This window comes from Streptomyces sp. YIM 130001 (assembly GCF_003574445.1).
Lineage (GTDB): Bacteria > Actinomycetota > Actinomycetes > Streptomycetales > Streptomycetaceae > Streptomyces.
Map to the genome: position 1 here is coordinate 158,088 of NZ_KZ984555.1, position 18,064 is coordinate 176,151.

Genomic DNA, 18,064 nt, shown 5'->3' on the forward strand with positions numbered 1-18,064 from the left:
ACCAGGGCTTCGGAGAAGCCGCTGTTTCCGTGGTTAAGAACCTATGGGTCTTCCTTGCGCGTGCGCAAACTATTTTTTCGACGAGTTTGTATCAGTCGCTCGGAACGTCATCCTCACCTTCTCCATCAGGATCTTGACCTGCGCAGATGGCAAGAACGTCGGTTCCGAAGCGATTGAGCTTGCGCACTCCGACGCCGGGGATCCTGGCCAGGTCGCCGGGATCGGCGGGTGAGGCTTCGGCGATGGCGATGAGGGTCTTGTCGGTGAAGACGCAGTAGGCGGGCTGTCCGAGGCTCTTGGCCTGGACACCTCGCCAGTCGTGAAGCCGCTCGTAGAGCGCTTCGTCCATGTCTGAGGGGCAGTCCTCGCAGCGCATCAGTTTCACCTCGCCGGCGCCGGTCAGAGCTCGACCGCAGACCCTGCAGTACACGGGACCGCGGTGCCGGCGAGGTGCCGCAGGGCTTCGCTCGATGCCGCCCGTGCCGCCCGTCGAACGTGCGCCGACAGCGGCCGAGCCGGGACGCAGGCCGCTGAGGAACCGGCTGGGACGGCGTGAGGCGCGGCCTCCCGGGGAGCGCGCGACGGCCCAGGACAGACCGAGGTGTTCCCTGGCGCGGGTGACTCCGACGTAGAGAAGGCGGCGTTCCTCTTCGATCTGCTCGTCGGTCTTGGCGTAGGTGATGGGGAGCATGCCTTCGGTGAGGCCGACGAGGAACACGGCGTCCCACTCGAGGCCTTTGGCCGCGTGCAGCGAGGCGAGAGTGACGCCCTGGACGGTGGGGGCGTGCTGGGCGGCCGCGCGTTCGTCGAGTTCGGCGACGAGGTCGGAGAGCGTGGCGGCCGGCTTGGCGCGGCTGAAGTCCTCTGCAAGGCGGACGAGGGCGGTGAGTGATTCCCAGCGGTCGCGCACCGCGCCGGAGCCGGCGGGCGGATTGCTGGTCCAGCCCTTGGTGGAGAGGACGGCGCGCACCTGGGAGGGGACGTCCACGGCGTCGTCGAGGAGGGCGTCGTTGTTCCCGAAGCGGGCCGCGCCGCGGAGTGCGGCGCCGGCTTCGCGTACCTCGGTGCGCTCGAAGAACCGCTCTGCGCCACGGAGCTGGTAGGGCACCGCGGTGTCGGCGAGGGCTTGTTCGTACAGCTCGGACTGGCCGTTGGTCCGGAACAGGACGGCGATCTCGCTCGCGGGGGTGCCGCCGTCGATGAGCTTGCGGATCTGGCGGGCGGTGCCTTCCGCTTCGGAGGGTTCGTCGGGGTATTCGGCGTAGGCAGGTTCGGGGCCTGGTTCGCGTTGGGAGTTCAGTTCCAGGCGGTGGTCTGCGGCGCGGCCGGAGGCTTTGGCGAGGAGGCCGTTGGCCAGGTGGACGATCTGGGGGGTGGAGCGGTAGTCGCGGACCAGTTTGACGACGGTGGCACCGGGGTGGCGGGTGCGGAAGTCGAGGAGGTGGTCGGGGGTGGCGCCGGTGAAGGAGTAGATGGTCTGGCTGGCGTCACCGACGACGCAGATGCTGTCGCGATCGCCGAGCCAGAGTTCGAGGAGTCGTTGCTGCAGGGGGCTGACGTCCTGGTACTCGTCGACGACGAAGTGCTGGTACTGGGAGCGGACCTGTTCTGCGATGTCGTAGCGGTCCTGGAGGACGCCGACCGTCAGGAGGAGGACGTCCTCGAAGTCGATCACCGAGCGGTCCTGCTTGAGTTGTTCGTAGACGGCGTAGATCTGAGAGGTCTCGGCGGGGTCGCGGGGGATGTCGCGGCCGGATTTGGCAGCGGCGGCGAGATAGTCGGCCGGGACGGTCTGGGTGACCTTGGACCATTCGATCTCGCCGGTGACGTCGCGGAGTTCCCCTCGGTCGAGTCGGATGCGGCAGCGGGCTGCGGCCTCGGCGACGAGTTGTACCTTGCGTTCGACGAGGCGTGGGAGTTCGCCGCCGACGGCCTTCGGCCAGAAGTACTGGAGCTGGCGCAGGGCCGCGGAGTGGAAGGTCCGGGCCTGCACCCCGGTGGCGCCGAGCTGGCGGAGGCGGCCGCGCATCTCGCCGGCGGCGCGGTTGGTGAAGGTGACGGCAAGCACAGTGGTGGGCTGGAGGATGCCGGCGCGTACGCCGTAGGCGATCCGGTGGGTGATGGCCCGGGTCTTTCCTGTGCCGGCTCCGGCCAGGACGCACACCGGCCCGTGCAGGGCGGTGGCCACTTCGCGCTGCTCCGGGTCGAGCCCGGTCAAGACGTCGTCGGGTGACTCCGGGACCTGTGGGAAGTCAGTGGGGTGCGTTGCTGCTGTCACCCCGCCATGCTGCCAGGTCTCGCGGGGCGGCCGAGCGCGTTGTCCACAGGGATACGGTGTCCGTCGTATTAATGCCGGACGGGTCGTTGTCCGTTCGGGAATGGGCGGGCGGTGCCGGGCGTTCGTATCGGTGCGAGAGCTGCCGAGCTGCGAAGGAGCACGAGAGACATGCCGGGGACTGTGACGATGTACAGCACCACGTGGTGCGGCTACTGCCGTCGGCTGAAGGGCCAGATGGAGCGCGAGGGCATCGCGTACAAGGAGATCAACATCGAGCACGACCCGGATTCCGCGGCGTTCGTGGAGAAGGCGAACGGCGGAAATCAGACGGTTCCGACGGTGCTGTTCGAGGACGGCTCCACGCTGACGAACCCTTCACTGGCCCAGGTGAAGCAGAAGATCGGGGTCTGACGCCCCGGTGCTTCCCGGTGTTGAACGCCCCCGCTGCGGCGGGGGCGTTTTGCGTGTCCGGGCGGCGGCGCGGCACTCAGCAGGCGCGCGGCCGTGGGTGGTGGGTCAGCCGGCGGCGAAGCCGGTGGTGCCGTCGGGCAGAACGGCCTCCACGCGCGCGCCGTGCTCGACGGTGCGGCTGACGGTGCAGTACTTCTCGTGGGTGAGGCGTACGCCTCGGGCGAAGACGTCCGCGGCGTGGCCGCCGTTGGCGTCGGCGGGGATGTCGAGTTCATAGGTGACGGTGACTTTGCCGACGCGGCCGTCGTCCTCGGGGGTGGACTGTGAGGTGACGACGATGCGCAGGTCGTCGTGTTCCACCGCTCGGGCGGTGCGGTCGGTGACGAGTCCGCCGCAGCCGCCGAGGGCGGCGAGGAGCAGCTCGACGGGGGTGAAGGAGGGTTGGGCGCTGTCGTCGTCGGCTGCGGCGATGTGTACTTCGGCGCCGCGGTCGTTGCGCGCGGTCCATTGCCGGTAACCGGTTCGGACGGTTTCGACGGCGTAGTCGGCCATGGGGGTGTGCCCTCTCTCGATGCCCCTGGTGTAACCGGTTGTACCGGTGTGTGTCCGGCGGGTGGCCGGGAGGGCTCAGGCTACGTTCCTCGGCAGGGGCTTGCCGTACCAGAGTTCGATGAGTCGAGCGGCGATGGAGATGCCGAAGGGGGGCAGGACTTCGCCGGATTCGAAGGCGGCGGCGAGCTCGTCCCGGGAGAACCAGCGGGCTTCTTCGATCTCCTCGCCGTCCACGGTGATATCCGGCGAGGTGGCACGGGCCATGAAGCCGAGCATCAGGCTGGAGGGGAAGGGCCAGGGCTGACTGGCGATGTACTCGACCTCCCCGACGGTGACGCCGGCCTCTTCGAAGACTTCGCGGCGTACGGACTGCTCGATGGCTTCGCCCGGTTCGACGAAGCCCGCGAGGGTCGAGAAGCGCCCTTCGGGCCAGTGGACCTGGCGGCCGAGGAGGGCACGGTCGTGTTCGTCGGTGACGAGCATGATCACTGCGGGGTCGGTTCGGGGGTAGTGCTCGGCGCCGCAGGCCGGGCAGCGGCGGATGTGACCGGCCGCCGCGATGACGGTGCGTTCGCCGCAGCGGGAACAGAAGCGGTGCAGGCGCTGCCAGTTCTCGAGGGCTACGGCGTGGACCATCAGGCCGGCGTCACGCGGCGACAGGAGGAGGCCGGCTTCGCGCAGGCCTGCGGGGCGCGCGGACTGGTCCATGCGGCCGGGCAGGCTGTCCTTCTGGAGGGCGAAGTAGCGCACTCCGTCGTCGTCGGTGCCGAGGAAGTAGCGGTGGGTCTCGGTGACGGGGGCTTCGAAGGCCGGTGTCGTCACGAGTTCGGTGGTGCCTTCGGGGGTGTCGTCGATCAGTGCCTGACCACCGGATACGACGAAGACGCGGGTGGTGGGGTGGCTCCACGCGGCGGCGAGCCAGGCCTCGTCGAGACGGTGGTGTGCGGCGCGGTCGATGCCGCTGTGTTCGGTGAGTGAGACGGTCAGGTCAGTGGTGCGTCCGGTCCAGGTGGTCACAGGAACTTCCAACTCCCCCGGTTAAAACGGTTACTTCCGACAGTGTGCTCGGCGTGGGTCCCGCGTCGGGTTCGCGGTCCGGTGGGCGGGACGCTCGGCAGGTGAGCGGCCCGCCGGCGGCGCGGCGTGGTCAGGACGGTGTGCTCGGTGCGTGGGCGATGCTCCAGTTCGCGGCGAGGTCTTCCCAGAGGAGGGCGGTGGTTTCCACGCCCTTGAGGAGGAGGTCGATCTCGACCTTCTCGTTGGGTGCGTGCCAGCCGTCGGAGGGGACGGAGATGCCGAGGAACAGGACGGGGGCGTCGAGGACGTCCTGGAGGTCGGCAGCGGGCCCTGAGCCGCCTTCGCGGGTGTGGCCGACCGGTTGGCCGAAGGCGCGGCTCATGGACCGGGTGACGGCTTGGAGGGCGGGGTGGTCGAGCGGGGTGAGGCAGGGCCGGGTGGCGCCGCCGAAGGTGAGCGTGTGGCGGATGCCGTCGGGCAGGCGGCCGGGGATCCAGTCGCGGATGGCCTGCTCGATGTGCGATGGATCCTGGCCCGCCACGAGGCGGAAGGAGAGTTTGACGAGGGCGGAGGACGGGACGACGGTCTTGCCACCGGCTCCCTGGTAGCCGCCCGCGATGCCGTTGACCTCGGCGGTGGGGCGGGCCCAGATGCGTTCGAGTGTGCTGTAGCCGTCCTCGCCGTGGGTGGCGTGGGACTTGGCGGTACGGAGCCACTCGGCTTCGTCGAAGGGCAGTTCCGCGAGGAGGGCGCGTTCGGCGTCTGTGAGCGGGACGATTCCGTCGTAGAAGCCGGGGACGCTCACGCGCGCGTGGTCGTCGTGGAGGGCGGCGACGAGGCGGGCTGCGGCGGTGGCGGGGTTGGGTACGGCGCCGCCGAAGGAGCCTGAGTGGATGTCCTGGTCGGGCCCGTGGAGTTCGATCTCGCACTCGACGAGTCCGCGCATTCCGGTACAGACGGTGGGGGTCGTCTCCGACCACATGCCGGTGTCGGACACGATGACGGCATCGGCGGCCAGGCGCTGTGCGTGGTTCTCTACGAGGGTGCGGAAGTGGGGCGAGCCGGACTCTTCCTCGCCCTCGATGAGGAGCTTGAGGTGGACGGCGGGGCTGGTGCGGCCGGTGGCTTCCAGGTGGGCGCGCAGGCCCAGGGTGTGGAAGAAGACCTGGCCCTTGTCGTCGGCTGCCCCGCGCGCGTAGAGGCGGTTTTCGTGGACCTCCGGTGCGAAGGGGTCGGTGTGCCAGCCGTCGGCGACTGCTGCGGGCTGTACGTCGTGATGGCCGTAGACGAGGACGGTCGGTGCGGCTGCGTCGTCGGAGGGCCAGTGGGCGTATACGGCGGGGGCTCCGTCGGTTTCCCAGATCTCGGTGGTGGGGAAGCCGGTTTCCTTGAGCTTGCCGGCGAGCCATTCGGCGCTGCGTCGTACATCGGGGGCGTGGCCGGGGTCGGCGGACACGGAGGGGATGCGCAGCCATTCGCTGAGGTCTTCGAGGAATGCTGCGCGGTGGGTGTCGATGTACGTGCGGACGGCGCTGTCCGGGGTCTCGCTCATGTCAGCGAGCCTATCGGGACGTCGCGGAGCGGCGGGGCGCGGTGGGTGGCCGCCGGTGACGGCCCGGGCACCGTCCGTGGTCGGTGTGCGCCGGTTCGGTCAGGGGTTGTCCGGGGTGATGGTGGTGGGGCGCGGACCGGCTGCCGGAGGTGGGTGTTCTCCGGTTTCGCCGCGCAGGATGCGCTCCAGTGCGGCGCGGTCGGGGAGATTCGGGGGGTGTACGGTCTCGCCGCTGCGGATGTGGACGAAGGCGGCGGAGACGGCTTCGGGTGGCAGGCCGTGCTGCTCGGCCCAGGCGAGCCGGTAGATCGCGAGCTGCAGCGGATCGGCGAACGGGACGCTGCGATTGTGCGGAACATCACCGCCGTCCGGTTGCCGTGCGGAGGGCGGGGCGGCCCTGCTGGTCTTCCAGTCGACGATCTCGTAGGTGGCGTTCTCTCCGTCGCCGTTTCGGTAGACGGCGTCGATACGGCCGCGGACGACGCGACCGGCGATGGTGAGCTGGAACGGTGCTTCGACGCGGTGCGGAGTGCGGCGGGCGTACTCGGTGCGGTCGAAGGCTTCCTTGAGTTCGGCGAGGTCGTTCTCGTCGGCGATGTCGGCGTCGGCGCCGGGCAGTTCGTCGGGGGCGAGCATGGGCAGTTCGAGGGCCTCGTAACGGGATTCGACCCAGGCGTGGAAGCGGGTGCCGCGGCGGGCGGCCGCCTGCGGGGGCTTGGGCATGGGGCGGGCCAGTTCCGCGGCGAAGCCGTCGGGGTCGGCGGCCATGCGCAGGACCTGTGAGGCGGTGAGCGTGGACGGTACGGGGACGTCGCGAACGGTCTCACGGGCGCGGTGCAGTTCGGCGGCGAGCGCCTCCAGGTCACGGTCCCAGGAGGTGATGGTGCGGCGCTCCTCGGGGGTGAGCGGTGCGGCGGCGGGGAGTTCGGTGTGGTCCGCGCCGAGGGCGCACGCGCGCGGGCGGGGGGCATTCGTGGCATCGGCCTCGCGCGCGTGGGCGGTGCTTCGCGTGGCGGTTGCGTCGTACGGGTCAGGGGGCGCCACGCGCGCGTGGGGAACGGCAGGATCGGCCGCGGCCGGGCCGGCGACCGTCTCGCGGTACTGGGTGGCGGGGGCGGCGTACTCGTCGTCGTACGGGTCCTCGTCATGGGGATCCTCGCCGTACGGTCCCGGGTGGTACGCATCCCTGTCGTACGGGTCGACGTCGTACGGATCGACGTCGTACGGATCGACGTCGTACGGATCCTCGTCAGGCAGCGGCCAGTCCGGGGGGTAGGCCGGGTCGGCGACGGACGGGGCCGTGCGGTCGGTGGGCGCGGCCGGGTCGACGGCCCGGGAGGTCCCGGGGCCGCTCTCGGTCCCGGTGAGACCGTCCAGGTGCGCCTCGACCAGGGCGGCGGCGCGACGGCGTCGGGCGAGGGCGGTGTCGTCGAGGGGCAGCGGCCAGGCGAGGTCGGCGGCCGACTGCTGCAGGGCCGGGTTCTCCGCGTCCTCCGCGGGGGCGTCGGCCCAGACCTCGATCTCGCCGTGGCCGGCCGCGCAGTGGTCGTGCAGCGCCTGCAGGAAGTCGGACGGACCGCGCGGCTTCTTCTGGGTCGGGCCCCACCAGTGACCGGAGCCGAGCAGCATCGAGCGGGGCCGGGTGAACGTGACGTAGCCCAGGCGGAGTTCCTCGGTCCGCTGGTGGTCCTTCATGTCCTCGTGGAAGGCCTTGAGCCCTTTGCTGGTCCAGGAGCCGACGTCGGGGAGGGTGGCCGCGTCACCGCGCAGGGCGTGCGGCAGGACCTTGCCCTGTGCGGTCCATTTCTCGCGTCCCTGGGTGCTCGGGAAGGTGCCGGTGACGAGGCCGGGCACGGCCACGACGTCCCATTCGAGGCCCTTGGACTTGTGGGCGGTGAGGACCTTGACGGTGTTCTCGCCGCCGGGCAGCGCGTTGTCCAGGCCTTTCTCGTACTGGGCGGCGGTGCGCAGGTAGCCGAGGAAGGCGAGCAGGGAGGCGGCGGGGTCGTTGGCGGCGAAGGAGGCCGCTATGTCGAGGAAGTTGGAGAGAGTTTCGCGTCTGCGGGCCGCGAGGGCGTGCGGGGATGCCGAGAGTTCGACGTCGAGTCCGGTGGTGGCCAGGACGCGGTGCAGTACGTCCATCAGCGGATCGGCCAAGGAGCGGCGCAGATCGCGCAGTTCGGTGGCGAGGCGGGCGAAGCGTACGCGCGCCTCGGTGGAGAACGGCAGGCCGTCGTCCGGGCCGTCCGTCTCGAGGAAGGTGTCGAGGGCGTCGGCGAGCGATATCACCTCGGCGGGGTCGACTCCTTCGACGGCTTCGGCGAGGCGGCGGTCGGGGTCGTCGTCCGCGTCGCGCGCGTGGTGCACGATCAGCCGGGCGCGACGGCCCAGGAGGGCGAGGTCGCGGGGGCCGACGCGCCAGCGGGGGCCGGTGAGCAGGCGCACCAGCGACGCGTTGGCGCCCGGGTCCTGCAGGACCTCGCAGACGGCGACGAGGTCGGCGACCTCGGGCAGGTGCAGCAGACCGGAGAGCCCGACGACCTCGACGGGGATGTCGCGTGCCACGAGCGCTGCCTGGATCTGCGCGAAGTCGCCGGCGGTGCGGCACAGGACGGCGATCTCGCCTGGCGCCTTTCCGGTGCGTACGAGGTGAGCGATCGAGTCGGCCAGCCAGGCCATTTCGTCGGCGTGGGTGGGGAGCAGGGCGCAGCGGACCGTGCCGTCCCGTCCGGCGCCGGGGGCGGGGCGCAGGGCCTGGACGCCCGCGTGCATGGCGCGCAGGGGCTCGGCCAGGGTGTTGGCCAGGTCGAGGAGGCGGCCGCCGCTGCGGCGGTTCTCGCTGAGCGAGTGGCGGGCGGCCGGGCGGCCGTCGGCGCCCGCGAAATGGTCCGGGAAGTCGTCCAGGTTGGCGACGGAGGCGCCTCGCCAGCCGTAGATGGCCTGGCAGGGGTCGCCGACGGCGGTCACCGCATGTCCGGTGCCCCGGCCGAAGAGTCCGGCGAGGAGGATGCGCTGGGCGACGGAAGTGTCCTGGTACTCGTCGAGCAGGACGACGCGGAACTCGTCGCGCAGGATCGCGCCGACTTCGGCGTGGTCGCGCGCCAGGGCCGCGGAGAGGGCGATCTGGTCACCGAAGTCGAGGAGATCGCCGGCACGCTTGGCGTTCCGATAGCGGGCGACGAGGCCGGTGAGTTCGAGGCGGGCGGCGGCGGCCTCGGGCACCTTTCGCAGGTCCTGGTTGGTCAGCCGGGTGCCTTCGAGGGTGTGCAGGAGCCGCTGGTCGTGGGCGCGCAGGTGGTTCGGCCCGGCCAGGTGCTCGGCGAGTTCGCCGTCGAGGGTCAGCAGGTCGCTGACGAGGTCGGGGAAGGACCGGGTGAGGGCCGGGTAGGGGCCGGGGGCTTCGCGCAGCACGCGGGCGGCGAGCTGGAAGCGGGTGGCGTCGGCGAGCAGGCGCGCGGTGGGCTCGAGTCCGAGGCGCAGCCCGTGATCGGCGAGGAGCCGTCCGGCGAAGGCGTGGTACGTGGAGATCACCGGCTCGCCGGGCGGGTCGTCCGGGTCGATGATCTCGGGGTCGGTGACGCCGGCCTTGATCAGCGCGGTGCGTACGCGCTCGGCCAGTTCACCCGCGGCCTTGTTGGTGAAGGTCAGGCCGAGTACCTGCTCGGGAGCGACCTGGCCGGTGCCGACGAGCCAGACCACTCGGGCGGCCATCACCGTCGTCTTGCCGGAACCTGCTCCGGCCACCACGACCTGCGGGGCGGGCGGTGCCGTGATGCAGGCCGTCTGCTCCGGGGTGAACGGGATCCCGAGGAGCTCCTTGAGCTGCTCGGGGTCGGTGATGCGCGCGGACACCCTGGAGAGGCTAGCGGCGGTCACTGACAACCGGGACATCCCGGTCGCCGGTGACCGTCGTCGCGTTCGAGGCGGGTGTGCCGTCGGTGTCGCCTGCGCGCGGTCCGCTCTCCCGGGTGACGCCCGGGGTGCGCGCGGTTGACGGCGGTGTCCCCGGAACGTGTCCCACGCGCGCGTGTCCGATGCCGGCCGTGGCGCGGATCACGGTCCACGCGCGCGTGGGCATTCACGTCACGAGCCCGGGACGATCTCCTTGACGTCGGCAACCTGGTCGGCGGCGGGCGCCTTGACCTTGACCGGCTTGTTGTAGTCGGAGAACGTCGTGGTGCCCTGCTCCTTGCCCTTGGTCTCCACCTGCAGGAGGTACGGCTTGCCCTCGGTGGCGACGTAGAAGGTCGAGGTCTTGCCGCCGGACTCCTTCTTCACGAGCGTGGCCGCCTTCTGGCCGTCGACATCGGCGTCGTCACCGCGCTCCATGTCCTTCGCGTCGGCCGCCTTGAAGAGGTCGTCACGGTCGCACACGCTGCCGCCGGAACCGCTGCCGCCGCTCGGGGACTTCACCCAGCGGCCGTCGAGCTTCTTGTTGACCGCGGCGCCGCTGGCGCTCATGGTGCTCTTCCAGTAGGCGTCGTCGCCCTTGAGGTAGGTCGCCTTGTCGATGACGAGCAGTTCGGCCTTGCCCTGCTTGCCGGCGCTCATGTTGCCCTCGCAGGCGCCCTCCTTGTTGATGGCGAACGACAGTCGGACCGTGGAGCCCTGCTGCTTGCCCTCGCCGGTCACCTTGAAGCTGTCCGCGGCCTTCGACGTCTTGAACGACTTCTTCGCGATGTCGTCCGCGCTCATTCCGTCGAAGGCGTCGTCCTCACTCGAGCAGCCCGAGAGGCCGGCGACAACGGCCACACAGGCCACCGTCGCGACCACGAACTTGCGCTTGGCTGCCATGTGAGTCTCTCCTCGTGTGAACGTCAAATCTGTGAACGTGAAAGTGAACGTGCGTACCGGATCTTGATCGGACGTATCCGCATCCGCATCCGGCTCCTGTTCCGGAGGCCGACCGAAGCACTCGGCCGATGATCCAGCTTTATCAGGACTCGAGGACTTTACGTGCCGACGGCAGATCGTCCCCGCGTGCCCCTACTCGACCACATGCCGCCCCTCGGCCCGTGCACTGCACGCGGAACGGAACGAGCAGTGCGTGCAGTGCTGGCCCGCGGTGGGAGCGAACCGCTCGTCGAGCACCTTGCCCGCGGCGTTGGCCAGCAGCTCCCCCACCCAGTCGGCCGGAGGTTCCCCGTTCCCGGCGGTGCCGTTGCCGTCGCCGTCATCCGAGGCCGAAGACTCGGACTCCGAGCCCGCCCCGTTCAGCGGCCCCTGCGCCTGGACCTTGGGCAGCCCTTCCCCGCCGTCCCGCGCGGCGGCTCCCTGCCGCAGTTGGACGAGTTCGGCACCGCCCGGCACCGGCCGCATGCCGCCGAACTCCTCGTCCACCGCACCCGCGCGGACGGCGAGTTGATACACCGCAAGCTGCGGATGCCGGGCGACCTCGGCCGAACTCGGGCTCTGCTTGCCGGTCTTGAAGTCGACGACGTAGGCGCGCCCTTCGGCATCGGTCTCGACACGGTCCATGGAGCCACGGATGCGTACCTCGTACTCCCCCGCCCCGAGAGTGACGTCGAAGTCCTGCTCGCTGCCGACCGGTGTGCGGCCCGCACGGTCCATGACGTGCCAGTGGAGGAAGCGTTCGAGGGCCGCACGCGCGTGTTCCTTCTCCTGAACCGACTTCCAGGGGGCGTCGAAGGAGAGGGCGTCCCAGACCGAGTCGAGGCGGGCCATCAGGACGTCGAGATCGGCAGGTGTGTGTCCGGAGGCGACCTCGTCGGCGAGTACGTGCACCACGTTGCCGAAGCCCTGCGCGGCAGTCGCCGGGGCGTCCGCCTTGACCTCGCGGCCCAGGAACCACTGCAGGGCGCAGGTGTTGGCGAGTTGGTCGAGTGCACTGCCGGAGAGCGCGACGGGCCGGTCCCTGTCCCTGAGCGGAACGGCGCTGTGCGTCGGCTCGTACATGCCCCACCAGCGGTACGGGTGGGCGGACGGCACCAAGGGCCGGCCGTCCTCGTCGGTGAGCGCAGCGAGCCGTGCCAGTCGCTCCGCGGCCGCCTCGCGCAGTCGCTCGGAGACCCGTGGGTCGACGGTCGTGGCACGCAGTTCGGCGACCAGCGCGGCGACGGACAGCGGCCGGCGTGGGCGAGCGGTGACATCGCGTGGTTCCACGCCGAGTTCGGCGAGGAACCGGGACGGCTGGTCGCCGTCCTCGGCCGCTGCCTTGACCGCGGTCACGATCAGCCGTTCACGCGCGCGCGTGGCGGCCACGTAGAAGAGACGCCGTTCTTCCGTGAGCAGGGCGCCGGGGGTCAGCGGCGGGGCGAGTCCGTCGCGGCCGATGCGGTCGGCCTCCAGGAGGGAGCCTCGGCGGCGCAGGTCGGGCCAGAGGCCTTCCTGGACGCCGGCAACGACGACGAGGCGCCATTCGAGGCCCTTGGAACGGTGTGCGGTCATCAGCCGCACCGCGTCGGGGCGGACGGTACGGCGGGTGAGGGTGTCCGCGGCGATGTCCTGGGCCTCGACCTCCTCGATGAAGTTCAGGGTGCCCCGCCCACCGGTGCGTTCCTCGGCGCGGGCGGCGGTGGCGAACAGCGCGCAGACCGCGTCGAGATCACGGTCGGCGTTGCGCCCCGCGGCTCCGCCCCGATGGGCGGCGCGTTCCAGACGGGTGGGCCAGGAGGTGCCGTTCCACAGCTCCCAGAGCGCGTCCTCTGCGGTGCCGCCGGCAGTCAGGGTCTCGCGTGCGGTGCGCAGCAGGATGCCGAGCCGCTGGGCGCCTCGGGCGTACGCGGGGTCGTGTGCGACCAGGCGTTCGGGCTCGGCGAGCGCCGCGGCCAGGAGTTCGTCGGACGGCGCCGGGACCCGGTGGCCGGCGGCGCGCTGCTCCTCGCGCAGGGCGCGGCCCAGGCGTCGCAGGTCGGCGGCGTCCAGGCCGGCGAGCGGCGAGCCCAGCAGGCTGATCGCGGTCTCCGTGGACAGCCAGGGCGTGACGGCGGGCCCGGCGTCCGGAGCCTGCACGCCGTCCGGTCCGTCCTCGGGTCCGGCCGTGTCGACGGCATCCGTCTCCGACCCGTCGGCCTCCGGCACGGCAGCAGCCTCGGCGGCGGCTCTCAGGGCGGTCAGGAGCGGCGCCACGGCGGGCTCCTGGCGTAGTGGCAGGTCGTTGCCGTCGACGTCCACGGGCACGCCCGCCGTGGTCAGCGCCCGGCGCACGGAAGGGATACTCCGGCCGCCGGCACGCACCAGCACGGCCATCTCCGACCACGGCACACCGTCCTCGAGATGTGCGCGGCGCAGGATGTCCGCGATGCTGTCCAGCTCCGTGCCCGGCGTCGGATGGGTGAGCACCTCGGCGCGGCCCCCGTCGCGTACCGGTCCGAGCTCGCGGTGCCGGCGCACCTTCTCCGACGGAAGCCTGTTCAACGGCATCCGGCGGGTCAGCCGGCGGGTCGTCTCCAGGAGCGCCGCCCCCGACCGTCGTGACGTGGTGAGCACCGTCACCGGCGCCGGGGTGCCGTCCGCGCGCGGGAAGGCGTCCGGGAAGTCGAGGATGCCGTTCACGTCGGCGCCACGGAAGGCGTAGATGGACTGGTCGGGGTCGCCGAGCGCGACGAGCGTGCGGCCGCCCCCGGCCAGCGCCCGCAGCAGCCGCACCTGGGCCGCGTCGGTGTCCTGGTACTCGTCGACGAAGACCGCGTCGTAGCGGGCGGCCAGCTGGTCGGCCACCTCCGTGCGCCGCGCCAGGAGCACGGCGCGGTGCACCAGTTCCGCGTAGTCGAGTACGCCCTGTGCGTCGAGTACGTCGAGGTATTCGGCGAGAAAGCCGGCGGCGGCGTTCCAGTCCGGGCGGCCGGTGCGGCGGGCGAACTCGGCGAGCGCCCCCGGCCCGAGCCCGAGCTCACGGCTACGGGCGAGGACCGCGCGCACCTCGTCGGCGAAGCCGCGGGTGGTCAGGCAGGCGCGGAGTTCGTCGGGCCAGCGCACGCGCGCGTGGCCGTCGCGTTCGAGGTCGAGTTCGCCGGCGAGGAGGTCACGTACGACGACGTCCTGCTCGGGGCCGGACAGCAGGCGCAGTGGTTCGACGAACAGTTCGGCGTCCTGGTGCGCGCGGACCAGGGCGTAGCAGAACGAGTGGAACGTGGAGGCCTGGGGGGCCGAGCCGCCGGGGATCCGCAGCGCCATCCGGTCCCGCAGTTCGACGGCTGCCTTGCGGCTGAAGGTGAGGACCAGGATGCGGTCGGGGGCGGTGCCCTTGGCGACGCGTGCGGCCACCGCCTCCACCAGGGTGGTGGTCTTGCCGGTGCCGGGGCCGGCAAGGACCAGCAAGGGCCCTCCCGGGTGGTCAACCACCGCGCGCTGCCCTGCGTCCAGACGAGGAGGGGCCACGCGGCCCGGCATCGTGTGCACGAGCCGGTACCCGCCCGGGGCCCCCTGGCGCGCAGGGGTGCGCGCCGGCCGCCTGGTGGAAGAAGAGGAGCTCACGTGGTTCGCCGGTCCTGGTGGGTGTGCTGGGTGATCAGTGGCCTCGCGCGCACGCGGGCCGCGGTGGCTCAGTGGTGACCGCCGCAGGCGACGGTACGCCCGTCGGCAGGTGCGGCGGGCGGGAAGCCGGGGCATCTGTGGGCAGGAGCACGCGTGGCCTTGACAGCCCGTCCAGGATCACTCGCGCTCCGTGCAGTCGGCACGGAGCCCCGTCCACGCGCGCTGCCGGCACGGCGCGGACATCCGCTCCCGGCCGCCGTCCTGCGACAGCATCGACAGGGCCGGGTCGCCTGTATGGGCCACCGGTCCCCCATGAGGGCGTCCGATGCCGGAAGCTGTCATGTGTGAGCCTCCGCGCGCCCTCCGGGTGTCCCGTCCCATCGCGCCCGCCTCATGTCGAGGCGGTGCTCACCGGCGCCCGTGGTCCGCAGGGCGGTGCCCTCCGTGCGGTAGCGCTCCAGTGCACGGCGCTCGTGTCCCGGCAGCAGCACGCCGTCCGAGCGCACCACCCGCCACCAGGGCACCCCACCTCCGTAGAGGGCCATCGCACGGCCGACCTGACGTGGCCCACCGATGCCGCGCCCCTCCTGCGGGCCACCCTCGGAGGCGAGCCACTCGGCGACGTCGCCGTAGGTCATGACCCGGCCCGGCGGGATCAGCTCGGCGACCTCGAGCACACGCTCGACGTACTCGGGAAGGCCGGCCGGATCCGGCGTACTGTGCTCGCTCATCCGGCCCATCCTGCCGCACCCCACCGACATCACAGGTGGCCGGCGACCATGGGGGCACGCGCGCGTAGGGGTGCGGTCGCGAGACGCGTCACATCAGCTGATTGCACCCTGATGCCCCCTCTTGTGGGTTGCTCGTGCCACCATCGTGCGGGCGGTGACAGGTGATACGAGATCAAGAAGAGACGGAGAAGGAAGAGGGAGTGCAGCCCCCGAAGGACGAGCGCACCCCTGACGCCCCGTCGCGCCCGCACGCATCGGAGCCGTCGGCCGACGCCGGGGAGACCGGCGCATCCGGAGCCACCGCCGAGTCCGCCGTAACCGGTGAATCCGGTGACGCCGGACCGCACGCCGCCGGCCGCCTCCACGACGACCCTGCCCCGGACGACGCGCAGCACGGACACGAGGCCGCCTCCGCCGATCCGGTGGAGGGCAACGAACCACTGCTCCCCGCGCGCGTGCACCGCCCGCCCGACCTGATGCGGCTACTCGTCGGCATCCTCGCGATCGGGCTGCTGCTCGCCATCGCCGGGTTCGCGCACGGCACGACATCGGGGCTCGAGCAGGACATCAACAAGGGCACCGGGCAAGCACCGGATCTGCTGATCAAGTTCGCGGGTCTGGCGTCGAGCATCGCGGTGCTGCTCGTGCCGGTGGCCTTCGCCATCGAGCGACTGATCAAACGGGACGGCCTCCGGATCGCGGACGGCGTGCTGGCCGCCGTACTGGCGCACGGGGTCACGCTGGCCACCGACCTCTGGGTCGCCAAGGCGGCACCGGAGGCCATCCGGGACGCGCTGACCCAGCCGTCACCGACCGACTTCGGGTCCCTCACCGACCCGGTGCACGGGTATCTGGCGCCCGTCATCGCCTATATGACGGCTGTCGGCATGTCCCGCAGGCCACGCTGGCGGGTCGTGCTGTGGGCGGTTCTGCTGCTCGACGCGCTGTCCATGCTGGTGGCCGGCTACACGACGCCGTTCTCGATCATCCTCACGGTCCTCATCGGCTGGTCCGTGGCGTACGGAACGCTGTACACGGTCGGTTCGCCGAATGTGCGCCCCACCGGGCAGACCCTGCTCGCCGGCCTGCGCCACGTCGGCTTCCGGCCGGTGGGCGCGCAGCGCGCGGAGGAGCTGCCGGACTCCGCCGAGGCGGCCGACCGGGGCCGGCGCTACCACGTCACCCTGGAGGACGGACCGCCCCTCGACGTCACCGTCGTCGACCGCGAACAGCAGGCACAGGGGTTCTTCTACCGGGTGTGGCGCCGCCTGACGCTGCGCAGCATCACCACCCGCCGCAGTCTGCAGTCGCTGCGCCAGGCGCTCGAGCAGGAGGCGTTGCTCAGCTACGCGGCCATCGCCGCGGGCGCCAACGCCCCCAAGCTGATCGCGACGTCCGAGCTCGGCCCGGACGCCGTGATGCTGGTCTACGAGCACATCGGCGGCCGTTCCCTCGATTCGCTGCCGGACGCGACGATCACCGACGACCTGATGCGGGACACCTGGCTGCAGGTGGAGGCGCTGCAGTCGCGGCGTCTCGCGCACCGGCGCCTGGCCGGTGACGCGATTCTGGTGGATCGTTCCGGCAAGGTCTTCATCACGGATCTGCGAGGCGGCGAGATCGCGGCCGGCGACCTGATCCTTCGGATGGACATCGCACAGCTGCTGACGACCTTCGGCCTGCGGGCCGGTGCGGAGCGCGCGGTGTCGGCGGCTGTGGAGGTGCTCGGTCCGGACGCGATCGCCGACTGTCTGCCGCTGCTGCAGCCGATCGCGCTGTCCCGGTCCACGCGCGCGACGCTGCGCCGCCTCGGCCGCGAACGGGCACAGCGCGAGCGCGAGGCGGTCCTGGAGGCCTCCCGCCGGGACAAGGCGGCCCACAGCGAGGAGGACGGCCAGGAGGTCGACCGCAAGGCCGCACGGGCGCAGAAGCAGGCGGAGAAGCGCGCGGTGGACGAGGCGCTCGACGGGGCCCGCGAGGAGGATCTGCTGACCCAGATCCGGCACGAGGTGCTGCGGATCAGGCCGCAGGCGCCGGTGGAGCCCACCCAGTTGGAGCGCATCAAGCCGCGCACGCTGATCAGTTTCATCGCCGGAGCCTTCGGTGCGTACTTCCTGCTCACCCAGCTCACGAACATCGACTTCGGGAATCTGTTCTCGGAGGCGCAGTGGGGCTGGGTGGCCGCGGCCGTGCTGTTCTCGGCGCTGAGCTACTTCGCGGCGTCGATGAGCCTGCTCGGGTTCGTACCGGAGCGGGTGCCGTTCCTGCGGACGGTCGCGGCGCAGGTGGCCGGCTCGTTCGTGAAGATCGTGGCGCCCGCGGCGGTCGGTGGTGTGGCCCTGAACACCCGGTTCCTGCAGCGCTCCGGAGTCCGCTCCGGGCTCGCAGTGGCCAGTGTGGGTGCCTCGCAGCTGTTCGGCCTCGGGTCGCACATCATCCTGCTGCTGACGTTCGGTTATCTGACGGGGACCGAGAAGACCCCGTCCCTGACGCCGTCCCGTACGGTCATCGCCGGTCTGTTGACGGTGGCCGTGCTGGTGCTCGTGGTGACCGCGATCCCGTTCCTGCGGAAGTTCCTCGTCACGCGCGTGCGGTCGCTGTTCGCGGGTGTGGTGCCGCGCATGCTGGACGTGCTGCAGCGGCCGCAGAAACTGCTCACCGGTATCGGCGGCATGCTGCTGCTGACGAGCGTTTTCGTGATGTGTCTGTACGCGTCGATCCGGGCGTTCGCCGCCGACGACGTGTCGGTCTCCCTGGTGGGCGTGGCCGTGGTGTTCCTGGCGGGCAACGCACTGGGCTCGGCCGCTCCAACGCCCGGTGGTGTGGGCGCGGTCGAGGCGACGCTGACGTTCGGTCTGGTCGCCGTGGGGCTGCCCAAGGAGGTGGCGGCTCCCGCGGTGCTGCTGTTCCGGCTCCTCACGCTGTGGCTGCCGGTGCTGCCGGGGTGGCTGTTCTTCAACCATCTGACGCGCAAGGGCTGGCTGTAACCGCGCCTCCACGCGCGCGTGGAGGCCGTTGCGGTCACCTGTACGGACCCCGGCCCGCGCGGGCCGCTGGGAGGCGGCGGAGGATGGGGGCATGCCGTCG

General features: G+C 71.4%; 10 protein-coding genes. 2 read left to right on the forward strand and 8 right to left on the reverse strand.

Annotation, left to right across the window (positions count from 1 at the left end):
- Positions 1 to 91: 91 nt before the first annotated feature.
- Positions 92 to 2,347, reverse strand: a complete 2,256-nt coding sequence (locus DSC45_RS16285) for an ATP-dependent DNA helicase UvrD2 (protein WP_205571357.1) — start codon at positions 2,345 to 2,347, stop codon at positions 92 to 94.
- A 99-nt stretch (positions 2,348 to 2,446) separates the two neighbouring features.
- On the opposite strand from DSC45_RS16285, the gene DSC45_RS16290 reads away from it, so the two are divergent.
- Entirely contained in the window at positions 2,447 to 2,689 is a 243-nt protein-coding gene (locus DSC45_RS16290; protein ID WP_119291847.1) for a mycoredoxin, read from the forward strand.
- 105 nt (positions 2,690 to 2,794) lie between these two features.
- Here DSC45_RS16290 and DSC45_RS16295 read toward each other — a convergent pair whose 3' ends face one another.
- From DSC45_RS16295 to DSC45_RS16330, 7 genes are all read right to left on the reverse strand, one after another.
- A complete protein-coding gene (locus DSC45_RS16295; protein WP_119291500.1) occupies positions 2,795 to 3,241 on the reverse strand; it encodes an OsmC family protein in 447 nt (148 codons plus the stop codon).
- A 75-nt stretch (positions 3,242 to 3,316) separates the two neighbouring features.
- Complete coding sequence (nudC, locus tag DSC45_RS16300; protein ID WP_119291502.1) at positions 3,317 to 4,258, reverse strand: NAD(+) diphosphatase; 942 nt, start codon at positions 4,256 to 4,258, stop codon at positions 3,317 to 3,319.
- A gap of 130 nt (positions 4,259 to 4,388) precedes the next feature.
- On the reverse strand, positions 4,389 to 5,810 hold the full coding sequence (locus tag DSC45_RS16305; RefSeq protein WP_119291503.1) for a dipeptidase: 1,422 nt from the start codon (positions 5,808 to 5,810) through the stop codon (positions 4,389 to 4,391).
- Between the two features lie 99 nt (positions 5,811 to 5,909).
- Positions 5,910 to 9,662 (reverse strand): UvrD-helicase domain-containing protein, encoded by a 3,753-nt coding sequence (locus DSC45_RS16310; RefSeq protein WP_162929242.1) that lies wholly within the window; start codon positions 9,660 to 9,662, stop codon positions 5,910 to 5,912.
- 231 nt (positions 9,663 to 9,893) lie between these two features.
- On the reverse strand, positions 9,894 to 10,604 hold the full coding sequence (locus tag DSC45_RS16320) for a hypothetical protein (protein ID WP_119291508.1): 711 nt from the start codon (positions 10,602 to 10,604) through the stop codon (positions 9,894 to 9,896).
- 192 nt (positions 10,605 to 10,796) lie between these two features.
- Positions 10,797 to 14,246: an ATP-dependent helicase gene (locus DSC45_RS16325; RefSeq protein ID WP_119291511.1), complete on the reverse strand. Its 3,450-nt coding sequence runs from the start codon at positions 14,244 to 14,246 to the stop codon at positions 10,797 to 10,799.
- A 338-nt stretch (positions 14,247 to 14,584) separates the two neighbouring features.
- Positions 14,585 to 14,986, reverse strand: a complete 402-nt coding sequence (locus DSC45_RS16330) for an MGMT family protein (protein ID WP_276145461.1) — start codon at positions 14,984 to 14,986, stop codon at positions 14,585 to 14,587.
- A gap of 152 nt (positions 14,987 to 15,138) precedes the next feature.
- On the opposite strand from DSC45_RS16330, the gene DSC45_RS16335 reads away from it, so the two are divergent.
- Positions 15,139 to 17,964 carry a lysylphosphatidylglycerol synthase domain-containing protein gene (locus tag DSC45_RS16335; RefSeq protein ID WP_119291516.1) on the forward strand — a complete coding sequence of 942 codons (2,826 nt, stop codon included), beginning with the start codon at positions 15,139 to 15,141 and terminating at the stop codon, positions 17,962 to 17,964.
- The last annotated feature ends 100 nt before the right edge of the window (positions 17,965 to 18,064 follow it).

Excerpts from the sequence above, each read along its gene's own strand:
- DSC45_RS16290 (WP_119291847.1), top strand. The coding sequence starts at position 2,447 with ATGCCGGGGACTGTGACGATGTACAGCACCACGTGGTGCGGCTACTGC.
- DSC45_RS16295 (WP_119291500.1), bottom strand. The coding sequence starts at position 3,241 with ATGGCCGACTACGCCGTCGAAACCGTCCGAACCGGTTACCGGCAATGG.
- DSC45_RS16305 (WP_119291503.1), bottom strand. The coding sequence starts at position 5,810 with ATGAGCGAGACCCCGGACAGCGCCGTCCGCACGTACATCGACACCCAC.
- DSC45_RS16320 (WP_119291508.1), bottom strand. The coding sequence starts at position 10,604 with ATGGCAGCCAAGCGCAAGTTCGTGGTCGCGACGGTGGCCTGTGTGGCC.
- DSC45_RS16330 (WP_276145461.1), bottom strand. The coding sequence starts at position 14,986 with ATGGGCCGGATGAGCGAGCACAGTACGCCGGATCCGGCCGGCCTTCCC.